The organism is Agrobacterium sp. LAD9, from assembly GCF_003031125.1.
Lineage (GTDB): Bacteria > Pseudomonadota > Alphaproteobacteria > Rhizobiales > Rhizobiaceae > Agrobacterium > Agrobacterium radiobacter.
Genome location: NZ_PHGS01000031.1, coordinates 79,908 through 106,757, shown reverse-complemented (window position 1 = coordinate 106,757; position 26,850 = coordinate 79,908). Strand labels below are relative to the sequence as shown.

General features: G+C 57.5%; 18 protein-coding genes and 2 pseudogenes. 12 read left to right on the top strand and 8 right to left on the bottom strand.

The genetic code is table 11. From position 1 onward, the window contains the following. Positions 1–708: 708 nt before the first annotated feature. A complete protein-coding gene (locus tag DA915_RS27805; protein ID WP_107677949.1) occupies positions 709–1,359 on the bottom strand; it encodes a LysE family translocator in 651 nt (216 codons plus the stop codon). Positions 1,360–1,481: 122 nt separating this feature from the next. Here DA915_RS27805 and DA915_RS27800 point away from each other — a divergent pair. Further along, positions 1,482–2,189, top strand: a pseudogene (locus tag DA915_RS27800) (IS5 family transposase). Positions 2,190–2,483: 294 nt separating this feature from the next. Here the strand turns inward: DA915_RS27800 and DA915_RS27795 are convergent. Both DA915_RS27795 and DA915_RS27785 read right to left on the bottom strand, forming a co-directional pair. Next, positions 2,484–3,767: an MATE family efflux transporter gene (locus DA915_RS27795; RefSeq protein WP_256387742.1), complete on the bottom strand. Its 1,284-nt coding sequence runs from the start codon at positions 3,765–3,767 to the stop codon at positions 2,484–2,486. 1,131 nt (positions 3,768–4,898) lie between these two features. Further along, entirely contained in the window at positions 4,899–6,860 is a 1,962-nt protein-coding gene (locus DA915_RS27785; protein ID WP_107677946.1) for a 3-hydroxyacyl-CoA dehydrogenase NAD-binding domain-containing protein, read from the bottom strand. A 205-nt stretch (positions 6,861–7,065) separates the two neighbouring features. Between DA915_RS27785 and DA915_RS27780 the strand changes: the two genes are divergently transcribed. The 11 genes from DA915_RS27780 to gcvA all read left to right on the top strand — a co-directional run bounded on the left by DA915_RS27780 (position 7,066) and on the right by gcvA (position 20,453). Next, entirely contained in the window at positions 7,066–7,839 is a 774-nt protein-coding gene (locus DA915_RS27780; protein ID WP_107677945.1) for an alpha/beta fold hydrolase, read from the top strand. An 81-nt stretch (positions 7,840–7,920) separates the two neighbouring features. Then, entirely contained in the window at positions 7,921–8,994 is a 1,074-nt protein-coding gene (locus DA915_RS27775) for an AbrB family transcriptional regulator (RefSeq protein ID WP_107677944.1), read from the top strand. Between the two features lie 221 nt (positions 8,995–9,215). Continuing rightward, on the top strand, positions 9,216–9,716 hold the full coding sequence (locus DA915_RS27770) for a tripartite tricarboxylate transporter TctB family protein (protein WP_107677943.1): 501 nt from the start codon (positions 9,216–9,218) through the stop codon (positions 9,714–9,716). Positions 9,717–9,725: 9 nt separating this feature from the next. Beyond that, a complete protein-coding gene (locus DA915_RS27765) occupies positions 9,726–11,237 on the top strand; it encodes a tripartite tricarboxylate transporter permease (RefSeq protein WP_107677942.1) in 1,512 nt (503 codons plus the stop codon). A 211-nt stretch (positions 11,238–11,448) separates the two neighbouring features. After that, positions 11,449–12,396, top strand: a complete 948-nt coding sequence (locus DA915_RS27760) for a tripartite tricarboxylate transporter substrate binding protein (protein ID WP_202864259.1) — start codon at positions 11,449–11,451, stop codon at positions 12,394–12,396. Positions 12,397–12,471: 75 nt separating this feature from the next. Continuing rightward, positions 12,472–13,680: a CaiB/BaiF CoA-transferase family protein gene (locus tag DA915_RS27755; protein ID WP_107677940.1), complete on the top strand. Its 1,209-nt coding sequence runs from the start codon at positions 12,472–12,474 to the stop codon at positions 13,678–13,680. After that, positions 13,619–15,121 (top strand): MmgE/PrpD family protein, encoded by a 1,503-nt coding sequence (locus DA915_RS27750; RefSeq protein ID WP_244600805.1) that lies wholly within the window; start codon positions 13,619–13,621, stop codon positions 15,119–15,121. Before DA915_RS27755 ends, DA915_RS27750 begins: the two co-directional genes overlap by 62 nt. A 143-nt stretch (positions 15,122–15,264) precedes the next feature. Next, positions 15,265–16,065, top strand: coding sequence for an enoyl-CoA hydratase/isomerase family protein (locus DA915_RS27745; protein WP_107677938.1), 801 nt, complete (start codon positions 15,265–15,267; stop codon positions 16,063–16,065). A gap of 10 nt (positions 16,066–16,075) precedes the next feature. Continuing rightward, positions 16,076–18,142 (top strand): acetate--CoA ligase family protein, encoded by a 2,067-nt coding sequence (locus DA915_RS27740; protein WP_107677937.1) that lies wholly within the window; start codon positions 16,076–16,078, stop codon positions 18,140–18,142. Between the two features lie 81 nt (positions 18,143–18,223). Beyond that, positions 18,224–19,426: a 3-oxoadipyl-CoA thiolase gene (pcaF, locus tag DA915_RS27735; protein ID WP_107677936.1), complete on the top strand. Its 1,203-nt coding sequence runs from the start codon at positions 18,224–18,226 to the stop codon at positions 19,424–19,426. A 130-nt stretch (positions 19,427–19,556) separates the two neighbouring features. Beyond that, the gene (gene gcvA, locus DA915_RS27730) at positions 19,557–20,453 is read left to right on the top strand and encodes a transcriptional regulator GcvA (protein ID WP_107677974.1); all 897 of its coding nucleotides are present in this window, start codon (positions 19,557–19,559) and stop codon (positions 20,451–20,453) included. 892 nt (positions 20,454–21,345) lie between these two features. Here the strand turns inward: gcvA and DA915_RS27720 are convergent. The 5 genes and pseudogenes from DA915_RS27720 to DA915_RS27700 form a co-directional block, all read right to left on the bottom strand. Continuing rightward, entirely contained in the window at positions 21,346–22,845 is a 1,500-nt protein-coding gene (locus tag DA915_RS27720) for a tripartite tricarboxylate transporter permease (RefSeq protein WP_107677934.1), read from the bottom strand. Positions 22,846–22,855: 10 nt separating this feature from the next. Beyond that, positions 22,856–23,359, bottom strand: a complete 504-nt coding sequence (locus DA915_RS27715) for a tripartite tricarboxylate transporter TctB family protein (RefSeq protein WP_244600804.1) — start codon at positions 23,357–23,359, stop codon at positions 22,856–22,858. Between the two features lie 218 nt (positions 23,360–23,577). Beyond that, positions 23,578–24,618: a tripartite tricarboxylate transporter substrate binding protein gene (locus DA915_RS27710; RefSeq protein WP_107677972.1), complete on the bottom strand. Its 1,041-nt coding sequence runs from the start codon at positions 24,616–24,618 to the stop codon at positions 23,578–23,580. 347 nt (positions 24,619–24,965) lie between these two features. Then, a pseudogene (locus DA915_RS27705) lies at positions 24,966–25,858 on the bottom strand (IS66 family transposase); the annotation flags it as partial. After that, positions 25,858–26,784, bottom strand: a complete 927-nt coding sequence (locus DA915_RS27700) for a LysR family transcriptional regulator (protein ID WP_192886685.1) — start codon at positions 26,782–26,784, stop codon at positions 25,858–25,860. The gene DA915_RS27700 and the pseudogene DA915_RS27705, both read right to left, overlap by 1 nt. Positions 26,785–26,850: the final 66 nt, after the last annotated feature.

Genomic DNA, 26,850 nt, shown 5'->3' with positions numbered 1-26,850 from the left:
AACTTGTACGGTTTGGTGGCGAGCAAACTCCAGGCGATGACGCATGATCAACTGACGAATGGTTTAAAGCCAGTCCTCTATTGCTGGACCGAAGCGCACGCGTGCGCAGGACATGCCGTGGCATAGCCGAACACGGCGGATGCATGCAATTCAATCTTGGCCGCACGGGTACCCCGGATTTCAAGGTGGTGGATTGGCTGGACGGTCTTGGTCCAAAACAGGAAAGAGCCGGCGTGCGGAGCGCATTTCCAGCTTTATGGTCCGGTGGAGCTTTCGTTCGTAAACGCCATGGCCAGCGACATGGTGCTCGATTGCTTGCTCGACGCGCCAACTACCTCAGCCCATCGAATCTTCGCTACGTCGCAGAAGCGCATTGGGATGCTGGGCGGTGCTTATAGCGCTGACTGGTCTTCTGAGTTCGGAACACGAGATGGGGAAGGCCGCATGGTCAATTGCCACTGGAGCCAATCCGAGTGCGAAGCTTGCCACCGGGCCCCTGCTGATAAACAATGATCATATCACGAACGAGGAGCCTCTGGCTGACTACCTAGGAAATTTGGTGGCAGGCTGCGGAAGCAACGAAACCCCGCCCAGGCCGAACCCATATACGCGAACGGTGATCTGATTTCTACAATGACGCACCGTCGATTCCAGATTGTCTCCGATAGGCTCGCTGTTTAGGGCGACTCCCAGGGTACGACAGGTGGTCTATTTCTTTTGATTGCCAGCAAAAGCGGCCGTCAAGCCCAGGCCTATATACACGAAACCACTGACCCAGCGTTCAGCCTTTAGGTACACGGGACTGCGCTTCAGCCACTTGCCGGCCGTGCCGGCGGCAAGTGCGTAGGAGCTGTCCGTTAGGACGCCAATCGCTGTGTAAACAAGCCCGAGAAAAGCGATCTGCATAGCCACATGGCCACGGTTGACCTCAACGAACTGCGGCAAGAAAGCCAGAAAGAACAGTGCTGTCTTCGGATTGAGGAGATTAACGATAAAGCCCTCACGAAAGATGCGCATGCGGCTCCGTGTCGGTAAACCGCCCTCAACGTTGGGAATGTCGGAGGGGCCAAAAAGCTTTTTGAGGCCTAGCCAGATCAGATAGGCCGCGCCGGCATACTTCACGACACTGAAGGCGAGGGCGGATGACGCCAGGAGCGCCGACAACCCCACAGCGGCGGCGGCGACATGAACAAGCGTGGCCGTATGGATGCCAAGGATCGAAACGAGCCCGGCAGAGCGGCCCTGCTCGACCGAGCGCGCGAAGATGTAAAGAACTGCCGGTCCCGGCACGAGAAGCAGCACCAGTGTAGCGCTGACGAACAGGCTGAGATTCGCTGCACTGGGAATTGCCAAATCCATGATTGTTTTGCCCCGTTTTCTATTGCACTAACAATAGCATTGGGCTGCCTCCAATGCTAGGTCGTCTGGCGCTTGGCACTTTATGCTTTCACATCGCGCCGATTTCTGGTTCAGGGCTCAGCATGAGCCGATATGACCTGACAGACTTTGAATGGCGCGTGATTAAGCCGCTGCTACCCAACAAGCCACGGGGGTGCCGCGGTCGGGTCCTGCGATCTGGTGCGCCGTGGCGTGATCTGCCTGGTCGCTATGGCCCACGCACCATCTGCTACAATCGCTTTGGGCGATGGCGGAAGGCAGGCGTGGGATCGGATGATGGACACCATAATCGTCGCCCACGACGGCGATATCCAAATGATCGACAGCACCTCCATTCGCGCGCACCAACAGGCGCGACGGTAAAAAGGGGGATCGAGATATTGTCTCGGTCGCTCCCGCGGCGGGCTCACGACCAAAATTCATGCGGTCGTGGACGGGCAAGGCCTTCCGGTCCAGCTGGACCTGACCGCTGGGCAAACCATTACGGACAAGCTGCCGACCATCTGCTCGACCATGTTGGACCTGGAACAATCGTGCTGGCGGACAAGGCCTACGATGCTGATCGCATGCGGGCATCTCTCCGCGCGAAGTGAGCGTTCGCCAATATCCCGCCCAAGGCCAACCGACGATCGAAACCATACTTCAGCACATGGCTATACCGTGAGCGAAACCTGATCGAACACTTCTTCTCCAAGCTGAAGCACTTTCGCGCGGTTGCCACTCGATACGGCAAGCTCGCCGTCAACTTCCTGGCTATGGTCCAGATCGCCTCAATACGCCTGTGGCTATGAGTTTATGAGCCTACAGCCTAGTTATATTGTGAAGGTCAGGAATGGCAGAAAGCGTCGTACCCGTCTAATCTTCCTGAAACAGCTTTCGGAAAAACTCGGAATCCATGCTGGTACGACGGCTGATGAGGCCGCCAAGGCGACTGGAAAATCGCTGGGTGACTGAAAGTTCTGGAGTGCCGTTGGCGCGGGCCTTTACTTCAGCTGGACGATCTGGCGCATGGGCTGCCTACCTGGTTCCAGACTCATTCTAGCTAGGCATCTCCCTTTCGAATTGCGTGTCTTCCCGCCGAAATTTCAGGAGATTGGCTTGCGCAAAAACAGACGGAACGTCAATACGACGCTTACAAACGTCAGGCCGGCTGCGAAGCCAATCCAGATTCCTTCCATACCGAGCTGTCCAACTGTCGCGAGCAAATATCCCCCACCGATACCAACAATCCAATAGCCGACTGCAGCAACCACCATTGGCCCTCGCGTGTCCCGCAACGCCTTGAGACCTCTCACGAGAGCAAGCTGAACCGCGTTTGCCGCGAGAGCGAGAGGAAGGATCGCAAGAACAATCAACAGCTGTTCCCTAAAGACGACACTACTGCTCTCGCTTTCTCCCAGAAATACAACTTCGGCTATCCGCGGATTAAAGGCGACGCCGAAGCCGGCCGAGATCATCAGGAGTGCGGCAATTGCCGAGCCCGTGACAATAATGGAGTTGGCCACACGCGTATCGGATGTCCTGGATTTGTTCGCCGCCACAGAAATCATCGTTGCCTCGCCTATACTGAGGCCAATCACAGAGATTATGTCTGCGAGCTGAATACTGACCGTGGTTGCTGAGAGGCTAGCAACTCCATACATGCCCGCGACAACCTGCATGGCCGCAAAGAACCCGCTTTCAAACAGGCCGAGAACAAGGCCGGGCCATCCCATCGCCAGGAACTCGTGGATTAAAGACGTATTAAGGTGAGTTCGCCAAATCCTAAGTGGCGCGATTCGATGCCGTTTCCAAGTAGCGGCCACCGCAACCAAGACCATTGTTGCATGTGCGATTGTTGTGCCGAGACCAATGCCAAAGACGCACAACGCTGGGGACCATCCTGTTCCGAAGGCCAAGACAGGACTCGCTACAAGATTCACTACAATCCTGATTGCACTGGCCCAAACAACAACTGCACCAGAGCCAACTGCTGAGAGAAGCGCGCGGTAGACATTGAAAACCAAGGCCAGCGGAACAGAGGCCACGGCGCCCTGAAGGAATAAGGATGCGGACGTCACGACTGCTCCATCCTGCCCCGTCAGACGCATGAACTCTGGAATGGAAATCGCGATCACAATGATGAGCGGTGAGAGGAGCGCCGCTACGAGGAGGCCGGTGACGAAAGAACTCTTCACGGAATCCGTCCGCGCTTGCTCGTGCCCATCGGCAACGAAAATCGCTGTCGTTGAGATCATTGCGAACGCAGCATAGAGAAATGCGAACATCAGCCCGGTGGCCAGCCCGACCGCGCCGAGCTCAACTGTGCCAAGCCGCCCAGCAACAGCAGTATCTATGAATCCCATCGCCATTTCGACCACATAAAACAAAGCGATCGGAATAGAATTGCGGGCAAGCTGACAGGTCGTACTTCGCCAAGAACTATTCGCTGCAAAATCGGACCTTGCCCAACCTAAATTATAGTTTCAGTGACAGCTTAACGGGTTGACGAAATGAAACCCATCGCGCGTGTACGACAAGACGTGACCAGTCACCAGCCAAAATGTTTGGTAGCGATTTTACAAGCGGCAGTACAAGGGCATACCAGTAAAACCACGCATCATTTTTGACGCTCTCTCGCAGTGAACTCGCAGAGCAAGCTTAGGAAAACGTCGCACACCCCGTCAAACCGTTGCCAACTTCCACAACCTGCCGGCACTCGCGTTGCCCAACCGACGTTTGGCGATCTCCTCCCGGCAGAATTGGGTCTCCGGAGTCTTGTTGCTCAGGCCAACCCGCTATGGGTAAGGCGTTTAAGTAGGCTTGGATGGCAAGTAGAAGCCCTTGCGCCGCCTGTGGTGTATAGCGGCGAGACCGTTGTTCCCTCCGAGGCGCATAGTATGTCAAACACGGCTGCAACCTCGTCTCGTGTTTTGCGGATGAGGAGTTAGGTAGACTTATCTTGGGCTGCATGTAGCATTCCACTTGCTTCTTGAATGCAGGGCGATTGATATCGCGATCTTTGTGTTGTTGGATCTCTCATGAATGAGTGCCAAACCAGAGCTGAGAGGTTAAGTCGACCGAAAATTGTTTACAGTCAAGTGCGGACCAACCGTTGGCACAGCCCGTTTGGTCATAGGTTAAAGTAGGCTTCCTTGCTCTACCGGCTCTCCGGTCCGTGAAACAATAGATGATCCGTATGGCTCTCAGTAAGATCGAAGCGAGCGAATTTGGCGATGACCTCCGGGCTCGAGTAGGCTAGGGCGAGGACACCTGTAATGGTGCCGCCGAGCCAGGCGACGACCGCTCCGATATTGATGCGTCTCCAAACTTTGGTCCACCCGAACATGTTCTCGACAAGATAACGCTGCCGAGAGTACGCGACTCTGTATTTATTGGTCTGGCCCGATGTCACGTCCATGCCGCGATACTTCGCTATTTGTAGAGGTCGCCTCGGAAGTATCCCTTGCTTGCGTCAGACATCGGTTATCCTCTGGACGCTCTCCTGCCAACGGGAAGACTCACCGCTTCTCCTGCTCGGCCAAATACATGGGCCCACCGCGATGCCGGGGAAAGCCGTAGCCGGTCAACATCACCACGTCGATGTCGGAGGCGTTTTCGGAAACTCCCTCAGCAAGGAGCGCATTCCCTTCACTTTGCATGACGCCAAGAATCCGCTGCATGATTTCCGCGGATGAAAAGACATGCGCGTTTACGCCGGCCCTTGCTCTTTCCTCCTCGATGACACGGGTCACCTCGCGATCGACCACTGGGCCGCCCGCGCTGTAATCATACCATCCCTTCTTGGTTTTTCGTCCGAGACGGCCGCTTTCGCAGAGCCTATCAGCGATATGGCAATAGGGCGCCGTTGGGTCGCGCGTCGATTCCATGTTCTTGCGTTGAGCCCAGGCGATGTCCAATCCACTCAGGTCTTGCACCTCGAAAATACCCATGGCGAAACCGAAATCCCGCATGGCCGCATCGATCTGAGCCGGCAAAGCTCCTTCGAGCAGCATGAATTCGCAGTCGCGCCGATATGCAGCCATGATGCGGTTGCCAATGAAGCCATGGCAGACGCCGGACACAACGGCCGTCTTTTTTAGCCGTCGAGCAAGCGCTGCACCCGTGGCCAGCGCCCGGTCTCCCGTGTGTTGGCCACGCACGATTTCCAAGAGTTTCATTACATGCGCCGGAGCGAAAAAATGAAGGCCGAGCACCCGCGCAGGATCGACGGTCATTTCGGCAAGCCGATCCACGTTGAGATAGGACGTGTTGGTCGCGAGCACCGCCTCGGGTCGCATGATGGCGTCAAGGCGTGAGAAAACGTCGCGCTTGACGTTCATGTCCTCGAATACCGCCTCAATTACCAGACCACAGGAGACAAGGACGGCAACGTCAGAGCTCGGGGTCAGCCGATGGAACGCTTGATCCGCAGTCTCGCGGGCAACGGCGCCGCGTGCGACGCTTGCATCCAGCATTTCGCGAACCCGGCTGCGAGCCGTTTCAGCAGAAATTTCATCGCGCTCCAGAAGCCGGACCTCGGAGCCTGACAGAAGCAGCGCCGTCGCAATGCCTGCACCCATCGTGCCCCCGCCGACGACACCGATACGCGCCAGATCGGCCGGCTCACTGTCTATAGATGCCAGGCTCCGGCCTGCGCTCCGCTCGGAAAAAAAGGCGTAGCGCAGCGCGGCAGCCTGCTCGGATAGGGACAGACGAAGAAACCGTTCCCTTTCCTGCTTCAGTGCGTCTCGCGCTGGCAGCCGGGCGCTGTCCATCAATGCCTCCAGAGCCTCAATTGGCGCTGCCGCACCGCGCGCCTTCGCTTTGATGGCCTCAGCCTTGCTTTGCCAGTCCAAATCTTCGGCGTCGCGGCAGGGACGGTCGATGAGGATGGGCGGCTTTGGTATGGCCGTAAGGTCCTCGGCAAAAGCAATTGCTTCGGACAGAAGGTCCGTTTCGCATCTTCGATCGACAAGACCAAGCGCCAGCGCTTTCGCGACGGACACGGGCTTGCCGCCCGTCACTATCTCGACGGCGTCAGACACGGGGATAAGGCGTGGCAAGCGCACGGTTCCACCCGCTCCAGGTATGATGCCCAGTGTCACCTCAGGCAGACCAAACCTGGCCTTGCTGTCGGCGACTCGCGCTGTGCACGCCAGCGACAACTCCAGTCCCCCACCCAATGCCGTGCCATGAATGGCTGCGACCCAGGGCACGCGGCTGCTTTCAATTTCTTCCGCCACCTCCGGCAGGGCGGGAGCAAGCGGCGGTTTGCCAAGTTCGTTGATATCAGCGCCGGCTACGAATGTGCGTCCAGCGCACCGGAGCACCGCTGCGGTGATATCGGAATTCTGTTCGAGGTCGCGCACGATGGCGAGGAGCTCAGCGCGAACAGCTTGGCTAAGGGCATTTACTGGGGGGTTGTCGATCGTGACAATGGCGATTCGATCGCGGTTTTCGCAGCTTACCAGAGATGCCATGTTATCCTCCGTGCAATGGCCGGCCTGCTCATTGCGCGGACCCCGAACGGTCGGCGGCGCAGAGCCCAGTTGTATGCTGTCTATAACGGGGAACGCGAGGACAGTAACATAACCAAAGGTTTGAGAAAGCCTTGCCGATAGGTAGGTTCAAAATTGTAGGCCCACTCTGATAAGCTCCTTGTCGGAGTGAGGGCGTTGAAAACCAATGAAATTATATTTCGAAGCGGATGCCGAGCAGGGACAACCGCCGCTGCTGTTGGTTCACGGCATGCTATCCAGCCGAAACCACTGGCTGCCGAATAAGAGCCTTTCGGAGAGATTTCGCGTGGTTCGTATTGACCTGCCCGCGCACGGTCTTTCGCCACCGCCAAGAGACGTTTCGGGCGCTGCGCCCGAGGCGCTCGTGGAAGCGATCGAGGCTGTGCGCGATCAACTGCAAATCCACAGATGGCATATTTGCGGACAGAGCTTCGGTGCCGCCTTGACGCTGCGTTATGCGCTGACCTTTCCCGATCGGGTCATTGCTCAGGTCTTCACCAACGCCAATGGCGCGTTACGAGAGCAGTGGGGGCCGTTGCAACAGGACCGCAACCTCAGTCAAATCACCGATATTTTGCGGGAGGGTCACGCTGCAATGCGACGGCTGCCCTATCATCCGTGCCATGCCAAGCGATTTCCGCCGGCGCTACGTGAGACGTTAAGTCGGGATGCTGATGCGACAGACGTCGACGGTATCGCCTTGCTTATGGCGGAGGCAACCCCGCGATTGTCGGTTCGTGACAGGCTGGGCGAACTGCGGGTGGCGACCTTGCTTATCAACGGGCGTTGGGAGAAGCAATTCCAACCCGTCAGGATATGGCTATCCCAAGCACATCCGCACATCGTTGTTCGGGATCTTGATGGTGGCCATTCCATCAACATTGAATGCGCAAACGGATTTGATGCCGCTGTAACGAAATTCCTTCTGGCGCACCAATGAGCACAGGCCCGGACACAATGTCGGCATTCCATCCGACCTTCAGCCATCGGCGGAAGGTACTGAGTGCGCGATTGATTTGACATGAGCAAGACCGACCGCATTGGACGTTTCGCATTCGTCTATTCAATTGGCGCACTCGGTGGCGCGCTTGCCGCTTTCATGGGTTCGCCTCTTCCCTGGATGATCGGTCCGTTGCTCGTGACCGCCGTACTTTATCTAACTGGTCTAGCCGACATCGTCATCCCGGTGAAGACGCGGCCTGTCGGCCAGATCATAATTGCATCGCAGGTGGGGGTTTATTTCTCCCCAGCCGCATTCGCTATGGTGCTGACGCTCGCGCCCCTTTTGGTGGGAATGGCTTTGGCAACGGCAGTCTGTGCTTTCGTTGTGGCACTATTGTTAGCGCGTGCGGCCCGGCTGAACCTGACAGCCGCCTTCCTCGCTTCTCTTCCCACCAGCCCCGTCGAGGCGGCGATCATGGCGGAGCGGTTCCAGTGCAATCCAGGGCCGGTTATTCTCTCGCAGACCGTTCGCATCGCCGCTGTCGTCGTGTTGGTCCCCATCATCATCTATGCCATCGATGGGTGGCCGGATGCTGCAGCGGTGCGTATGTCCGCCGCCTTTGATTATCAGGGGACTGCCCTGTTATTGGCCGTCGGGATAGCCGGCGCGTTGCTGTTTTTTGCGCTGCGCGTTCCCAATCCCTATTTCCTTGGGCCACTCGCGGCCTCGTCGGTGCTCGCGGCCTTCGGCTTTGGCCCGTACTTCTATCCTGCCGTCATCCTGTCAGGTGGGCAGGTCGTGCTGGGGGTCTGGCTGGGGTCGACATTCCGTAGATCATTGTTCAAGACAGCAGGACGGCTGGTTATAACGTCTATCCTGTCAACTCTCTTATTGCTGGCGATGACTTGCGCAGTCGCCGTCGTGATAGCGGCAGCTTTGGGTCTGGAATGGGAACTGATGGTCCTCAGTGCCGCACCGGGCGGCGTAACCGAAATGGCTCTGACGGCCAAATTCCTGGGCCAGGACGTGGCCCTCATCACCGCATTCCACCTAACGCGCATCTTCATTTTCGTTCCCAATATCCACTGGATTATCGGTTTAATTCACCGATACGAGAAGAGATATCCGCGCGCCGCTGGGCCTAACGAGTGAAGGTCAAAGCAGAGTGCGTTCGCCCGATTGCGGCGGTTGGCCAAGAAATTGAGCATTCTGACCAAATCAAAACTCAGTTCAACTTGCCATCGTGATCGCCGATAACGGCATGCAAGTCTTCCGTAGACCTCTGTCTCGCAAGCGTGTCGCGGGAGTTTTGCAGTCCCTGAGGAGGGGAGCGGCTCGGGAGATCGATCTCGCGCGGCATCAAGGAGGAGATCATGGAAAACGAGTCTGTCGATGAGGGAACACAACGCATTCCCGACTGTATCCGCTTGCCGATGCCTGTACTTGAGGTCATAGGCGGACTAATGCTCCTTGCGGCCTTGATCTGGTATGTGCTGGACGCGCTTAAGTTGCCGCAGCCGTTTAACCCGACTGATATCGGCGCGGGAGGCTTCCCACTGCTGATCGCCACAGCCACCATTGTTCCTACTGTGATCATGATCGCTGTTGGTGTAGCAGGCCTGATGGGCAAAACAAACCAGACTGTGACCCGGTGGTATCGCCCGTTCTTCATAATAATCACCAGTCTCATCTTCATTGCGCAGGCCGCACTGCTCGAGACTCTGGGCGTCTACATTTCTGTGGGACTTTTTTCCGCTGCAATCATGCTCGCCGCCGGAGAGCGCCGCCCACTACATATCCTAGGTGTGCCGCTGGCGGTGGCCGCGTTCATCTATGTGGTGTTCGCGCTTGCGCTGAACGTCGTTTTCCCGTGAGGATCCCAAATGACTGAAAATCTGCTTTTAGGCTTTTCGGCGTTTGGTGATCCCATGGTGTGGCTCAGCCTCATCCTTGGCGCACTCGCGGGTTATCTCATCGGAGCCATTCCGGGGATAGGTCCGAGCCTCGGGGTGGCGCTTATCATTCCTTTCACATATGGCCTCGATCCTCTTGTCTCGATCGTCGGACTGGTTTCCCTTTATGCCGCGGCGGAATATGGCGGCGCGATTACCGCCATTCTCATCAACACACCCGGGGGCTCGGCGGCCGTCGCAACAGCTTGGGACGGGTATCCGCTGAGCCAGCAAGGCAGGGCAGGCGAAGCCCTAATGGTCTCGATCGTGACGTCGGGGATAGGCATTTTCGTCAGCGGGCTGTTTTTGCTGTTTACAGCAGTTCCCTTGTCGGAATTCGCCCTTCGCTTCGGTCCTGGCGAGTACTTTGCTCTGGCACTGGTGGGATTGAGCCTCGTCGTCGGCCTTTCCGAAGGATCGATCGTCAAGGGTGCGCTCGCCATGGGCATTGGACTGGCAGTGGCGTCGGTTGGCCTGGATACCCAGACCGGCGTGCCGCGCTTTGCCGTAACGACCGAGTTCTTCGAGGGGATTCCCATCGTGCCGGTTCTGCTGGGACTTTATGCGCTCTCGGAAGTCCTGTTCATGATTGAAGAAGGAGCGACCGCCAAGGTCAAGAGCGCGCCGGTAGGCGGGTTTCGTTCGTGGAACTGGAAGGGCTTGTGGCCGCTTAAGGGTGTCATCTTGCAGAGTTCGGTTCTCGGTTATGTCATCGGCGTCATCCCCGGAGCCGGCGCGTCGGTCGCCTCATTTATCGCCTATGCCGTTGCGAAAAGGACGTCGAAACACCCGGAAAAGTTTGGCAAAGGCTCGATCGAGGGTGTTGCGGCCTCCGAGACAGCGAACAATGCAGCTGTTTCGGGAGCGCTGGCGCCACTGCTGGCACTGGGGATTCCGGGCTCTGCGACAACTGCGGTTATGATCGGAGCGCTTATGATCCACGGCATTCAACCTGGACCATTGCTGTTCACCCGTAATCCCGAGATCCCTTACGCTATTTTCGTGTCGCTCTGGATTGGCGTCCCGATCATGATTTTCATCGGCCTTGCCGGCGCACGAGGCTGGGTGAAAGTTGCGGATATTCCGCGTCCTGCCATTGCTGCCATTGTCTCGGCAATTTCCCTGGTGGGCGCCTATTCGTCCGAAGGTGGAATGTTTCCGGTCTACGTCATGACTGCCTTCGGCATCCTCGGCTACCTCCTGCGCAAGCTCCAGATACCACTTGCACCGGTCATCCTCGCGCTCGTACTGGGTGACCTGATGGAAACCAACTTTCGACGAGCGTTGATAACGTCGCAAGGAAGCCTGGATATCTTCTACACCTCGCCGCTCACGCTCGGTCTACTGCTGATCGCGGCACTTGCATTCGTATTGCCTGCTATCGGCTTTGTCCGACGCCGGGGACGTCCGGCGCCCGTCGCCGACGAGGTGGCTTCAAGCTGATACAGATCCGGGAGAGCCGACGGCTGCTCTCCAACGAGACAGGCCAATGTTTAGGTGCATATGAGCTGACCAAATCTCAGTTCAGTCTGCCTGCACAATAAGCACAATATACAGTTACCGGGGAGGAGCCGGGGTCTTCATCATTAACCTTGGAGGAAACATGTCCCTTAATTTGTTCAAAGCAGTCCGCAAATATAGCGCTGCCGTGTGCGTGACGATCACCGTCGCGCTTGCCGCCGCCCCCGCAGCTGCAGAGACCGCCTGGAAACCATCCGGTCCAGTAAATGTGTTGATGCACACCAAGCCCGGTGGCACCGCGGACATCTTTATCCGCACGCTCGCACAATCACTTGAACCTCTTATCGGCCAGACCATCGTGGTGGTGAATGCCGCCGGTGCAGGAGGAGCCACGCAGATGGCGCGTGTGGCTCACGCCAAACCGGATGGCCTGACGCTCGGGATCAATACCATGAGCCATTTCACGAGCATGCTGACGAACCTCAAGGGGACGTTTTCCGTGGATGATTTCTCCTGGATTGCATCGACGCAGGAGGATCCGATCATTTACTTCGCGCGGGCAGACTCGGACGTCAAGACGATTGGCGATCTGGTCGCCAAGGCGAAGGAGAATTCGGGCAGGATCAATATCGGCGGTTTTGGCCCCATCGGATCGATGCAACACCTGGGCACGTCAATGCTCGAAAATGCTGCCGGCGTAAAGTTCAATTGGGTCGGCTTCGATTCAACGCCCGATATTATGACAGCGCTCCTTGGAGGACACGTCGATATCGGCGTGGCCAACCTCGGCCCGACGGCTCCGTTCTTCGAATCCAACCGGATCATAGGTCTTGGTGTCCTTGGTGAAAAGCGGCTTGAGGGGCTTCCAAATTTGCCGACCCTTGGTGAACAGGGCGTCGAGGTCGATACCAGCTGGGTGCAGGTTCGCGGCCTCTTTGGTCCAAAGGAGATGCCGGTCGAGTTGCAGCAGCAGATTGCCGATGCCTTCCATGAGGCAATGAAAGCCAAGAGTTATCAGGACTATGCCCGTAGCACAGGCGTGATCGATTCCTGGAAAGGGCCGAAAGAATACAACGCCTTCGTTCGCGCTGTCAGCGATACGGCCGTGAAGCAATTGCAGGCCGCAGGCCTCCTGCATTAGCGCATGGGCTTGCGAATCATCCGGTGGCGATCGGGTCGCCGGAGAGATTGTACCAAAATCGGAAAAGGAGAACTCATGACGAAAGCGCTCGCCGGATTGCGTGTCATCGACACCACTCATGTTCTTGCCGGACCGTTCGCCAGCTATCAGATGGCTGTCCTCGGCGCGGAAGTCATTAAAATCGAGGACCCCTCCGATCCGGATCAAGCCCGCCTTCAGGGGGCCGATCGAGCGCTGAGCAATGCAGGCATGGGAACTGCGTTCATGTCCCAAGCCTCCAACAAGAAGGCTATGGCGTTGAACCTGAAGGCAGAGGGCGGGCGCGAGGCGCTGAAGCGGCTGATCCAGACCGCAGACGTATTCGTCGAAAACTACCGACCGGGAGCCTTTGACAGCCTAGGACTTGGCTACGAGGACATGCGGACACTCAACCCCGGCCTCATTTACTGTTCCATTTCCGCGTTCGGATCCACGGGCCCACGACGCGAGCAAACAGGGTATGACTCCGTGCTTCAGGCCTTTTCCGGAATGATGGCGATGACAGGCGACCAGGAAAGCGATCCGCTGAAGTGCGGGGCGCCTGTGGTAGACTATGCGACGGGAACGACGGCAGCCTACGCGATCACGGCGGCACTTTTGCAACGCGAGCGTAACGACGGCAAGGGACAATTTGTCGATGTTTCCATGCTCGACGTCGCCCTTATGCTGTGCAGCCCATCTGTCACCGGTTATCTGTGGAATGGCAGTCATCCCAAGGCCAAAGGCAATCGCTTTCCATTTGCCACTATCGGTCTCTATCAAGCATCTGACGCGGATTTGATGATCGCCGCCTCCAACCTTGAACAGCAACGCCGCCTGTGGATTGCGCTTGGCCGCGAGGACCTTATCAAGGCCAACAATGATCAGCGCCTTGACCACCATGCAGAAGAAGAACGCGCACTCGCCCAGATCATCGCGACCATGCCCGCCGACTATTGGGAAAGCTTCCTGCGCGAGCGGCGCATTCCTGCAGCGCGTGTCCGTCATCTGAAAGAAGCACTCGCCGATCCGCAGATCGAAACCAGGCCGGTTCTGCACAAGCATGTTGCACCCGGAAACCCCGTGGACGGTCTTGTCGTCCCGGTCGCCGGCTTCACCATGTCGGACAGTCCACCCGGGATAACTTTTCCACCACAGGCAGTGGGTGCTCAGACTGAAGAGCTTCTACGGGACCTCGGTTTCGATGATGCTGCTCTCGAGCGACTTCGCGACGAGAAGGCAATCGATCGAGGGGTTGCAGCATGAATCGGAGAAATCTGACAGCCCGTTCCGGTTCCAGGGAGATCTGCGCCGGAGAAAATTCGCACCGCATGAAAGAGGCAGGCAAATGATCAACCCGCTGCTGACATTGGCAGAGGTCGCACACGATTGGCGAAACCATCCGCTCGAGGACGACGTCCGTTGGGCAACGCGGCGCGCCGTGCTGGACTGGTTCGCAACCACGGTTCCCGGTTGCGTCCGGGCGCCAGCGACGATGCTGGCGCCGGCGATGGCAGAGGTGGAAGGAAGCGGCGGTGCCTGGTCTTATGTCGATGCGCGCGCATCCAGCCCCCGACGTGCCGCTTTCCTCAACGCCGTGGCAAGCCATACGGTGGAGTTTGACGACATTTACAAGGATGGGGGCTATCATCCTGGCAGCCCGACGATCGCGGCCGCCCTTGCCCTTGCCCAGCATCTAGACTCGAATCTCGAAGACCTCCACCGGGCGATCGTCGCCGGTTACGAAGTCGGTTGCCGAATTTCTCTAGCGATCCAGCCCAGCCACTACAAATTTTGGCACACAACATCTACCGTCGGCACGATCGGCTCAGCCGTTGCTGGAGCAATGTTGCTCGGCTGTGACAAGGTGAGCATTGCCAACGCTATTGCCCTGTCCACCAGCTTCGCAGGCGGGCATCAGCAGAACCTCCAGGGTGAGGGTATGGCGAAAGCACTGCATCCGGGACACGCAGCCGATGCGGGGCTTATTGCGGCCATAGCCGCCTCCGCCGGCGTGAGAGGTTCACCGGACAGCTTACATGCCGCAAATGGTTTTGCCGCCGTCACAAGCGATACCACCGGCAACTGGGCGAGCGCCCTTGACGGTCTTGGCACATGGACGCCGATCACCCGTATGACGGTCAAGGCGCACGGGTGTTGCGGCCATATCTTCCCCGCGCTCGACGCCATTGGCGTGATGCGCGATAAGCATGGATTTGGTCCCGCTGACATCGAGCGGATCGAAGTATGGGGGTATCACGCCACCCAGGCGATGTGTGACCGTCCAGATCCCGTCTCGGCCCAGGACGCACGTTTCAGTCTTCAATATTGCCTGGCTGCCTATCTGTTTTTAGGAGGCGTCAGGCTATTGGCGTTCGAGCAGGAAACATTGGCACGGCCGGACATCCGGGCACTCATGACGAGAATCGGTCTCAGCGAAGATCCTGTTCTATCGGCGGGCTATCCGCGCCGCCGTCAGGCGCGCCTGCGTGTTCACCTAGGCGACGGGCGCGTACTCGAACATTTTCAAATGACACGGCGAGGGGATCCGGAAGACCCAATCGACGATGGTGATCTTCTGGCGAAATTCCGCGAGCTCTCCTCTGGTATTGTCGCGTCGCAGGATGCCGAGAGCATTGTTGCGACCATTCTCTACGGAAATGACTTGCCGGGAAAATTGAGGCTGGATCGACGGCTGACACGATAGGTTCACCCCAAGAAAAGGTTGGGCAAGACCGGCCCAATTGTGGGTTGCCCAACGACAATTGCAAAGACATTCATTCGTCCAGACATCGGAATATCACACAGGCCTCAGTCAGGCCTGCAAAGACACAGGAAGGAACGAGATCGATGGCAATCAATGTTCGTGAACACGAATTTATCGCGCTATCGTACAAAAATGGCATCGCGACTGTCACATTGAATCGGCCGGATGTTCGCAACGCTATCAACGACCAGATGCGCGCGGAGTTGATCGATGTGTTCGAGCATCTGGCTGTCGATAAATCTGTGCGGGCGGTCATTCTGACAGGGGCAGGTAAGGGCTTTTGCTCTGGGGGGGATGTGTCCGGGATGCGAGCCCGGCTGGATGCTGCACCTGGCGAGGTTGCATTCAATGGCTGGACCCGTCAACGGAGCACGCACAAAGGTGTGGCGGTTATTCATGGTATAACCAAGCCGGTGATCGCCGCAGTCAACGGCGCAGCATTTGGCCTTGGCCTCGACATGGCACTCGCCTGTGATTTCATCATAGCGTCGGAAGGTGCGAAGATGTCGATGAGCTTCATCAAGCGTGGCCTCGTTTCGGACGGCGGTGGCATGTATTTCCTGCCGCGCCGGGTCGGTCTTTCGCGCGCCAAGGAGTTGATCCTCACCGCAAGGGTCGTGGAAACTCCGGAAGCTCTGCAGATCGGCATGATTGACCGCGTTGCTGCGCCGGAGGCGCTGCTTGAAGAAGCGCAGACATGGGCCGAAGCGCTGAGCATCGGCTCGCCGGCCGCCGTCGCGCTGACCAAGTCAATTCTGGACAAGACATTCGAAAGTTCGGATGAGGCGATTTTCGCACTTGGTCGTGAGGCGCAGGCGATCTGCTATACGACCGCCGAACACCGTGCGTCGGTTGAAGCATTCCTCAACAAGACGAACGAGTAAGGTGAGTACGATGACATTCATACAAGCACTCTTGAACCCCGCCAGCGTCGTCGTCGTTGGCGCCTCGTCTGATCCGACAAAACTCACCGGGCGGCCAATAGCCTATCTCCAGCAACATGGATATCGGGGGCGAATCTATCCGATCAACCCACGCTCCGAGATGATCGGCGACCTGAAGTGCTACGCCGATGCGCGCTCTCTCCCGGAGGCGCCGGATCTCGGCCTGGTGCTCGTCGGTGCAAACCGGGTGGTCGAATCTGTTCGTGAGCTCGCCGAAGCGGGGACAAAAGCGGCTGTTGTTCTTGCCAGCGGTTTCGGGGAAGCCGGTGAGGAAGGACAACGTCTCCAGGCAGAGCTGCGCGAGGCAGCCGGCTCGATGCGTATCCTCGGTCCCAATACTATCGGTCTGGTCAACCTCAGCGACGGCATCATGCTGACGGCAAGCGGGGCAATGGAAATGAACGATTTCCGGGCCGGAGGCATCGCGCTCTTATCGCAGAGCGGTGGAATCCTGGGATCGCTCCTGTCCCGCGGCGTTGCTCGGGGCGTCGGCTTTTCCAAGCTCATCGCGACAGGCAATGAGGCCGACATCGAAGTGGCGGACTTGCTCGAGGCGATGGCCGACGATGCGGCCACCACCGTGGTTGCCCTTTACCTCGAGACCGTCCGCAACGTGGAAAAATTCCGCCGCGCGGCCACAAGAGTTATCGCAGCCGGGAAATCGATCGTTGTCTACAAGGTCGGCCGGTCGGAGACGGGTGCGCAGTCCGCGGTCTCGCACACGGGTGCTCTGGCGGGCGCCGACAAGGTCTATGACGCGCTGTTCAAGCAACTCGGCATCATCCGTGCCCAGACCTTTGCCGATCTACTTGATATTCCGGCGGCCCTGTCGCATGGACGCGTTCTTGCCGGTCAGCGGGTGGCCATCGTCACCTCGACGGGTGGCGCGGCGACCATCGTCGCAGACAATGTCGGTCTCGCCGGTCTTGAAATGCCGAGTCCGGATCCCGAAACCGCACGGAAATTATTGGCTCTCGACCTCAAGGAGGCTGTGCTCGACCGAAATCCGATCGACGTCACGTTGGCCGGCCTGCGACCTGACCTGTTCCGATTCATCCTGAAGATTCTCGCCGAAAGTCCGAGCTACGACGCCATTGTGGTTGTGGTTGGCTCCTCCTCCATCGGACAGCCCGACGTAGTGGCGCGACCGCTCCTGGATTCTATGAACATCAGCAACAAGCCGATCATGGCGTATGTCAGCCCGGATGCGCCGGGCATCGTTCAACATTTGAACGCCAGTGGGATACCGGCTTATGCGGCGCCGGAAAGCTGCGCCGCGGCGCTGAAAGCGCTTCAGCAACGCCCGAACACACCTGCAATCGAAGATCGTTCCAAGCGGGTCGCCGATATTTCGGACATGCCTGTGGGGGCGTTGAACGAGGCAGATGCAAAACGTCTCTGCGCGCGGTTCGGTTTCCCGATCACAAGGGAAGTGACAGCGAAGACGGCATCGGAGGCCGCTGGCCGGGCGGCAGACTTCGGCGGGCCTGTAGTCATCAAGATTCTGTCCAACGAGATTCTGCACAAGTCCGAAGTCGGTGGTGTTGCCGTGGGAGTTCTTCCGAGCGACGTCGAGGCGGCTTGCGAGCAGATGATGGCTCGGGTAACGGCGTCGACACAGGCAAAAATCGACGGTTTCCTGATCCAGGAACTCATCCACGGCGGCATTGAGTTCATCCTCGGCTGCAACCGCGATCCGCAGCTTGGTCCGGGCATTCTGCTGGGCGCCGGTGGAGTGACGACCGAGCTTTATCAAGACGTGGCAATGCGCCTGCTACCCGTGACGCGAGGCGAGGTGCGGGACATGATTGGCGAACTCAAGTGCTCGGCCCTGCTGGACGGGTTTCGAGGTCGTCCGGCCGCCGATACCGAGGCTCTGATCGACGCGGTCCTTTCTTTCGCCGATATGGTATCGGCGCTGGACAGCCGGTTAGAGGAGGCCGAAATCAATCCGGTTTTCGTGCTTCCAAAGGGTGAAGGCGTCCGTGCGGGAGATGCCCTCGTGGTGCTCAGCTAGCGCCACAATGGGTCCGCTCAGATCAGGTCTTTGCCGGGGCGATCGATTGTCACTGTCCTCGTATTCTGGAGACGTTTAACGATGTCTAATGTCTACCTTTGCGACTATATTCGAACCCCTATTGGCCGGTTTGGTGGAACACTTGCTTCAATCCGCCCCGACGATCTCGGCGCGGTGGTCCTGAAAGCGCTTATGGTGCGTCATTCTTCGCTGGATTGGCAGGCAGTCGATGAAGTGGTATTTGGCTGTGCCAATCAGGCGGGAGAGGACAATCGAAACGTTGCGCGCATGTCTCTACTTCTGGCCGGACTTCCTGAGGAAGTACCGGGCACGACAATCAACAGGCTTTGTGGCTCGGGCATGGATGCAGTCATCGCCGGTGCACGCGCCATCAAGGCAGGCGAGGTTGACCTGATCATTGCCGGCGGCGTCGAAAGCATGAGCCGCGCCCCTTTTGTGATGCCGAAGGCTGAATCCGCCTTCAGCCGCGAAGCGTCTATTGAAGACACGACCATCGGCTGGCGGTTCATCAATCCGCTGATGAAGGCACAATACGGTGTCGATTCCATGCCGGAGACGGCCGAGAATGTGGCGGAGGCGTTCGGCGTTTCCAGGCTTGATCAGGACACATTCGCCTACCGTTCGCAACAGAAGGCTGCAGCTGCGCAGGCCAGCGGACGGTTTTCCGAGGAGATTGTCCCTGTCGAGGTTCCGCAACGCAAAGGTCAGCCCATCCTATTCAGCCGGGACGAACATCCGCGCGAGACAACGCTCGAAATTCTCGGCAATCTCAAGGCACCCTTCCGGCTGGGCGGCAGCGTGACAGCGGGCAATGCCAGTGGCGTGAATGACGGAGCGGCTGCACTGATACTTGCCGGTGATGAGGCGGTGAAACGGCATGGCCTGACGCCTATCGCACGTATTTTGGGCGGCGCCGCGGCGGGCGTCGCGCCGCGTATCATGGGTATCGGCCCGGTCCCCGCTTGTAAAAAGCTGATGACACGTCTGGGGCTGAAGCAGACTGCCTTCGACATCATCGAACTGAACGAGGCCTTTGCAAGCCAAGGCCTCGCGTGTTTGCGGGAACTGGGCATTGATGACGATGACCCACGTGTGAATCCGAACGGGGGCGCGATCGCCCTTGGCCATCCGCTTGGAATGTCCGGTGTGCGCATCGCGGGAACGGCCGCCCTTGAGCTTGCAAAGACGCGAGGTCGGTATGCGGCGGCCACCATGTGCGTCGGTGTAGGGCAAGGAATTGCCGTCGCAATGGCGCGGGCATGAGGGGCCTCTGGGCTGCTTTGACCAGCTTTGCACAGAAATCTCGTGCGCTATCATTGTCGCGACTAAAAAACCGACTATTGCGTGATTTTGACCGTTTTGTGCACGGAAGACAATGCCGTATGATCAAGTCATGAGTAATCCTATCCCTCCTCTCAATCCGCTGCGGACCTTCGAGGCCGCCGCTCGTCTCTTGAGCCTTACACATGCTGCACAAGAATTGAATGTGTCGCAAGTTGCTGTCAGCAGGCAAGTGAAAGTCTTGGAGGACTATCTTGGTGTAGTGCTGTTCAAGCGCCTACACCGTGGTATCGAGCTGACTGAAGAGGGTCGGCAACTCTACGATGGCGTAACCCGCGCCTTTGTCGAGATCGGCAATGCCGCAAGAAGGGTGTCCCGGCGCGGGAGGCGTGATATCCTCGCTATCCAATCCTATACAACGTTCTCGCAACGCTGGCTCATTCCGCGATTGACGCAATTTCATGAGACTTTTCCTCGGATCGAGGTACGTCTGAGTTCTTCCATCGCGCCGGTCGATTTTGAAACGCAAAATCTGGATGCCGCCATTCGGGCAGGGAAGGGAAACTGGCCGGATCTCCATAGTGAAAAACTGGTCGATGTTGAACTCATTCCGGTCTGTTCGCCAGCCTTTCAGGCGACGCACAAACTCAAGAGCCCGGATGATCTGAGCCGTGTCAGGCTGTTGCATTCCATGGCGCGTCCCACCGACTGGTCTGCTTGGCTGAAACGTGTTGGATCAACAGTTGATCCCGGCCCAGGGATTCGCTTCGAAAGCTCCGCACTTGCATACGAGGCCGCCTCTTTAGATATTGGCATTGCTATTGCGACCAAAGTCTTCGTAAACCGGCATCTCCAGACCGGGAGCTTCGTGGCACCTTTTGGTATGACTTGCTACAGTGGTGAAGGCTACTATTTGACGTGGCCTAAAAATATAGCACCGTCATTACCACTTCAGAAATTTCTGGTCTGGATGCGCCAGCAGATCAACGATGAGGATAACGTCCAGTAGATGTTGAACCAATCTACTATACTCCTTTCTGACTTGAATGTTTTGGGGCGGAATTGTCCAGCGGAACGACAAGCTACAGTCTGCGGGTCATAGATGTTGTGAAACTCGGCCCGTTTCCGCATCGATTTTATGTTTTCCGACTGGACGTGCGCCGACAGCGAGGCAGTGGAAGAGGCACTTGAACGTGCCTAGATGACGGCCAAGTGCGGCGAGTGTTGGCAAGGCCTCCCAGACGATGAAAACAGCGGGCCCGCGTCATCGCACTGAGGCCGAAAGAACTTACACTCGGCGAGCCAATCAGCCATCTCGACATCCAACATCAAATCGGGCTGACGTGCCTCGTCTGTGTTCTGCCGATCGCGACCATCATTGCGCTCCATAGTCTCAACCGTCCGGTAGCGGTATGCGAGGCGCAGATCATCGTTGTGCCCGACGTATCGCCCTACCACGCATGATCGCAGAATTCAGGGAAATCGCTACGTGATGGAGTTGGCTTAGGATTCCAAGGAAGATAGACTTGCCGAGGCAAGCGCCGCAAAAGGTGAAAATGTCGCTGTTGACGAGTTTACACTGCGACATGCCGTTTGGTCAGGCTATCGCCGCGTGGGATTTTCATTTCAGATTTATCGTGAGCTGGACAGCGTTTTCAAGGGAGGCAACATGAGCGAAGTGGCCAGAAACTAGAGTATCGTCCTGAAGCATCGTCACTCCACGCTGGCATATCTCAGCCCCTGATGCATTTGAAAACAAGGTGGATTGGCTTAACTCAGCGTCCAAAACACCGGCAGCAGGCTACCATTCATGAAGATTAAGCTGATGCGGAAACGGAAGCCGAGACACTCCTGCTTCGGTTCCCGCATATCGGTGCCTACCACAAGTCCTTAGTGCGCAGCTATTCGCTGAATGCTTCTTCCCGCTTCGCGCGGATGCCAGGCAACACCACCACAACAATGAGCGCGAGGGCAGCGACCAGGAGTGTCAAGCTAAGTGGATGTGTAACGAAGACAAGGGGGTCGCCGCGACTAAGAAGCATCGCCCTGCGCAGATTTTCCTCCAGCATCGGCCCAAGTACAAAACCAAGCAGCAGTGGCGCCGGCTCAAAGTCGAGTTTGATGAGCAGATAGCCCACAAAGCCGAACATAGCCATGATGTAGACGTCGAAATTACTGTTGCTGACGCTGTAAGCGCCGATGCAGCAGAAAGCGATGATTGCTGGGAATAGCAGGTGGTAGGGGATCGCAAGAACTCGCACCCATAACCCAATTAACGGCAGGTTCAACAGAACGAGCATTACATTACCGATCCACATCGACGCGATCATGCCCCAGAATAATTCAGGTTCGTCTGTCACTACATTCGGCCCAGGGGTGATGCCCTGGATAATCATTGCGCCGATCATCAGAGCCATCACGGGGTTCGACGGGATACCGAGTGTCAGCATTGGGATGAACGAGGTTTGCGCGCCTGCATTGTTCGCCGATTCCGGCGCCGCTACGCCCTCGATTGCTCCTTGACCGAACTCCGCGCTGTTTGGGGAGACACGCTTCTCAAGTGCATAGGCAGCAAATGAAGAAAGCATTGCGCCGCCACCGGGAAGAATACCCAGGATGGAGCCGAGCCCGGTACCCCGCAATATAGGCCCAACTATTCTTTTGAACTCCTCCTTGGTTAGCATAAGCCCACTCACCCGCTTCACCATGACGCTGCGAGTACGTTCGTGCTCGATATTGCGCAGAATTTCTCCAATGCCGAAAACGCCCATGCTGAGCGCGACGAAATTCATCCCGTCCATAAGTTCAGGGGTATCAAAGGTAAAGCGCTGCGCACCGCTCTCAACGTCGGTGCCCACGAGGCCAAGGAGCAGGCCGACGACGATCATGGCGATCGCCTTGAGAAGCGATCCGCTTGCGAGAGCGACTGAGGCGACAAGGCCTAAAACCATGAGGGAGAAGTATTCCGCGGGTCCGAACTGCAGCGCGACGGAAGCCAATGGCGGTGCGGCTATTGCGAGCAAGATGGTTGCAGCGGTACCGGCGAAAAACGAGCCGAGAGCAGCGGTGGCGAGAGCGGCGCCAGCCCGGCCCTTTTTTGCCATTTGGTACCCATCGATGGCGGTGACCACCGAAGAACTCTCTCCCGGCAGGTTGATAAGAATCGCGGTGGTAGAGCCACCGTATTGCGCCCCATAATAGATACCGGCGAGCATAATAAGCGCTGAGACCGGGTCGAGCCCGAAGGTAAGCGGCAGCAGCATGGCGATCGTTGCCACTGGGCCAAGTCCGGGCAGCACGCCGATCGCGGTGCCGAGTAGCACGCCCACAAAGCAGTAGAGCAAATTGAAGGGATCAAGGGCCGTGGAAAACCCAATTGAGAGGTCGCTGAGCAGATCCATGATGGGTGTCCTAGCGGCTATGGGTGGAAGTTGCGGACCACCAGAATTCGACGGTGAGCCAAGGGCCTGCCACTGGAAGCGGCAGACCAAGACCCTTGATGAACACCAGACAACAGAAAGCAGCCAGACAAATCGCCAGGGGGAGTGCCGTCCGGACGCGAGCATAGTGGCTAGCTGAGGCGGATATGAGGATGATGATCGCGACAGTTGGGGCGATGCCCAGGCCGCGTATCGTCAGACCGAAGAGGATGGTGGAACCCAAGACAAGCAAGACCCCTCGCCAAGCGACCTTGCCAAACGCATTTCCGTTGTATGGATGACGAAGGGCGAGCAGGGTGATGCCAATGCCTAGCAGCATCAATAGGACACTGAGTATGGTCGGGAAGTATCCTGGCCCCATGCGGATCGCTGTCCCAAACGCAAGGCTTTGTGAGGATAAGAAGAACCCAGCCCCGAGGGCGAAGATCACCATCCCGGCGACAAGATCCCTCGGCTTTTCAATATGGGTGTTCAATGTTCCTCCTCCTTCTTTTTAGGTTGCATGCCTGGATGCTATGCTACAGACACGCACAGTGTTTTTTTGCTGGACATATCAAATCTTGAGCGGGACCTTAGGCTGCCTCGCAGTTGACCCTGGCGCGCCGGTGGAGGCCGCGCGATTATGTTCGTGGGATTTGCGTTGGGTGCCACTTTTTACGTCGCCAGTTTTCCATTCGCTGGCGACGAGTGAGATCAATCGGCCTTTATGCCTTGGGCGCTGATCACCTCTTTCCAACGGGCCCCCTGGCTGTCAACGAAGGCCTTGAGGTCCTCCGGGGTACCTGGAACGAAGACAAGCCCTTCCATCTTCTCCAGCTTTTTGAAGGCCTCGGACCGAATGGCTTTTTCGACGGATATATTGAGCTTGGAAATTACCTCGGGTGGAGTGCCAACTGGCGCGTAGAGGCCATACCAAGCGTCAGAGACGTAGCCTGGCACGCCCGCTTCAGCGAGAGTCGGGATGTCGGGGAATGCGGCAGACCGCTCGAAAGAAGTAACCGCGAGCGGACGCAGGGTACCTGCCGCTATATGGCCGGTGACGCTCGCCACACTGGTGAAGACCATCTGGACCTGTCCGGCGAGCAAATCCGTTAGCGCGGGGGCCGCACCCTTGTAGGAAATGTGGGTGATATCCGACCGCGTCAGGTACTTGAACAGTTCGGCAGAGAGATGCGCCGAGGTGCCGTTTCCGAATGAGCCGTAATTGAGCACACCCGGATTCGCCTTGGCGTAGGTGACCAGGTCCTGTACCGTTTTGAACGGCGAGTCCGCTTTGACGACCAGAATGTTGTACGATTTGGCGACCAAGGCGACGGGGGCGAACGCTGTCGCCGTATCATATTTGATATTCGCGTTCATATACGGGTTGACGGCATGAGCAAAGCTCGCCATCAGCAGCTTGTAGCCGTCGGGCGCACTGTCGGCGACAATCTTCGAGCCAATCATCGTGCTAGCGCCGGGGCGGTTGTCAATGATAAGTGATTGGCCAAGATCCTTCGACATTTCCTGGGCAAGGATACGCGAAATGGTGTCGGTGCCACCGCCCGGCGCGAAGGGAACGACAATCTCGATCACCTTGTTGGGATACTCCGCGAATGCAATTGAGGGCAAAGTCGTGAGGCTCGCAAGACCTACCAGAGCAACCGCTGCGCCTTTCAACAACGAGCGCCCCACGTTCGCCTGCCGGGCCTTCCAGTAGGACAGAGCCCCGGGTAGGTAGCTAAATAATTCCATTTGACGATCCTCCATCGTTCAATTGTGAACGGCTTTACCGTCAGATCTTCAAACCGACCGCCCGCTTGGCCTGTCTCAGGCGTTGCGAAAAATGACAGGGCTGTCTGAGACCTGAGGTTCCTCCGACCCTTTGGAAGCTTGTTTGCATGATCCTTGTGCGGCGGCAGACCTGACTGCATCACTGCAGTCACTTGATATCCTCCGGGCCTGCGCTCTTCGCCAACGGTCCCTTGCCATTTTGCTCCCGATATCAGGGTAGGAGTTCGTCTCGACGAGAACCACTATTAATACGGGCATGGTTGCCCAACGATTGGTTATGTCTGTAACCGGAGTGCCCCGTTTCGTAGTCATCCGGTAAAGGCCGCTATCATTTCGCGTGATAGAATGCCCACGTTCAGCGAACGCGCTGTTGAGCCGGATTGGGAGATTTGGATTGAAAGCTGCGCCTTCGGCGTCCAGTTCCACGGGAGCAATTGCTCCAGCTTTGTGATTGTGTGTCAGCGATGCCGGCAAGTACATCGGCCAGCCCCTCCGGATCGATACCGTTGAGCTTGGCGCTCATGATCAGCGTTGCTTGAAGGCGGCGCGATCGGCACCACGATCCGAACCCGCAAACAACCACGACTTTCTGCCAAGGGCAAAACCGCGCAAGGCCCGCCCGGCTGCGTTGTTCGTCAGGCAAATCCTGCCGTCGTCGAAGAAGGTCGTGAAGTCATCCCAGCGCTTTAGAATGTAGTCGAGAGGTTCGGTGACTGGAGAACCGCGTGACAGTTTTGACCGTTCGGCCCGCGTCCAGGCCTCAGCTCATCGACGAGAGGAAGGCTGTCCCGCTGGTATCGCGCCAGTCTTTCTCTTGCAGCGAGACCATTGATGTCACGCTCGATGTCGAACAGCGCATTGATCCGCTTTACCGCCTCGAGCGCCGCCGGCGAGATCGGTGTGGAGTTCTTTCCACGTTTTGCGTTCGTGGCTATGCCGGCAAGCACGAAAAACTTCCGACGCGAGTGTGCCCAGCAGAGAGCTTGGACCAGCGGCCCCGTCTGACGATCCGCCTTGAACAGCGGGTTGTAGCCGCCATAGGCGTCAGCCTGCAGAATGCCGGTGAAGGTCTTGAGATGGCGCGCTCGGGATGTTCCTGCCGTCGATCGAGGGAGGAATAGCAGAGTGGCCGGCGGCGACGTTCCGCCGAAGGCCGATCGTCCCTGACATAGGTCCGAATCCGCCCGGTATGCTCTGAGCCTATTCCGATACACAGGTATTGATGATGGTTTCGCGGACTAGCGATCGGAGCCAGGAACGTGCCGGGTCCCGATAACTCCGCCTATGCCAGGCCAATTTGTAAAGAATCTTTTCGTGCTCGAACGGAAGATCGGCGATTTCAAGGGTCTTAGCGCCGAGAGTACTTTGAGCAAAACTGAAGGGTACGGCCGCTACAAGGTCAGTTTCCCTGACGATGCTGATCGCCTCCTCCGCGCGGTTGACGACGAGCCTGACGGTGCGCTTGTAACCTTTGAGGCTCAGCCAATTATCGACGATGCCAAGCTGCCGGGTTGCTTGTTTGACAAGGATATGTTCGGCGTCAATGAACGCTTTCAATGAAAGCGGCGTGGTCAGCGAGCCGTGACCGCGCCGGAAGACGCAGACATACCTGTCGGAGAAAACTCCCTCCAACTGCAAGTCGGCCTCCACATTCGGAAACATCCCGACCGCACAATCGAGTCCGCCTCTTTGCAGAGCGTCGATCGATGTCGGGTTGGAATGCAGATGAAACTGTAACTTGGCGAAAGGAGCCTCCTCTACGAACCTGACGGCCAAGGCAGACGCAACGCGAGAGACCAGTGTGTCTGTTATCGCGACATTGAAGGTGAGGTTCGTCTGACTCGCCTGAAATTCAAGTGGCAAGGCGATCGCCCGGATCTGCTCCATGGCTTGTTGCAGATCCGGCCAAATCTCCAGCGCCCTTTCGGTTGGCCTGAACCCGCCGGAGACCTTAATGAAAAGCTCATCCTTCATGATATAGCGCAACCTGCCCAAGGCGTTGGATACTGCAGGCTGGCTCATGGAAAGGCGCTGGGCCGCTCTGGTGACGCTGCCTTCCGCAAGCACGGTGTAAAGCACGTTCATCAGATTGAGGTCAATTCGTGTCTCTGGGGCTGGCGGCTTCATCGCATCATTTCGCCCTTGTGCCCCGCGGTGGCTGTCAGAATTCATCGTCTCCGTTTATCTCGGTTG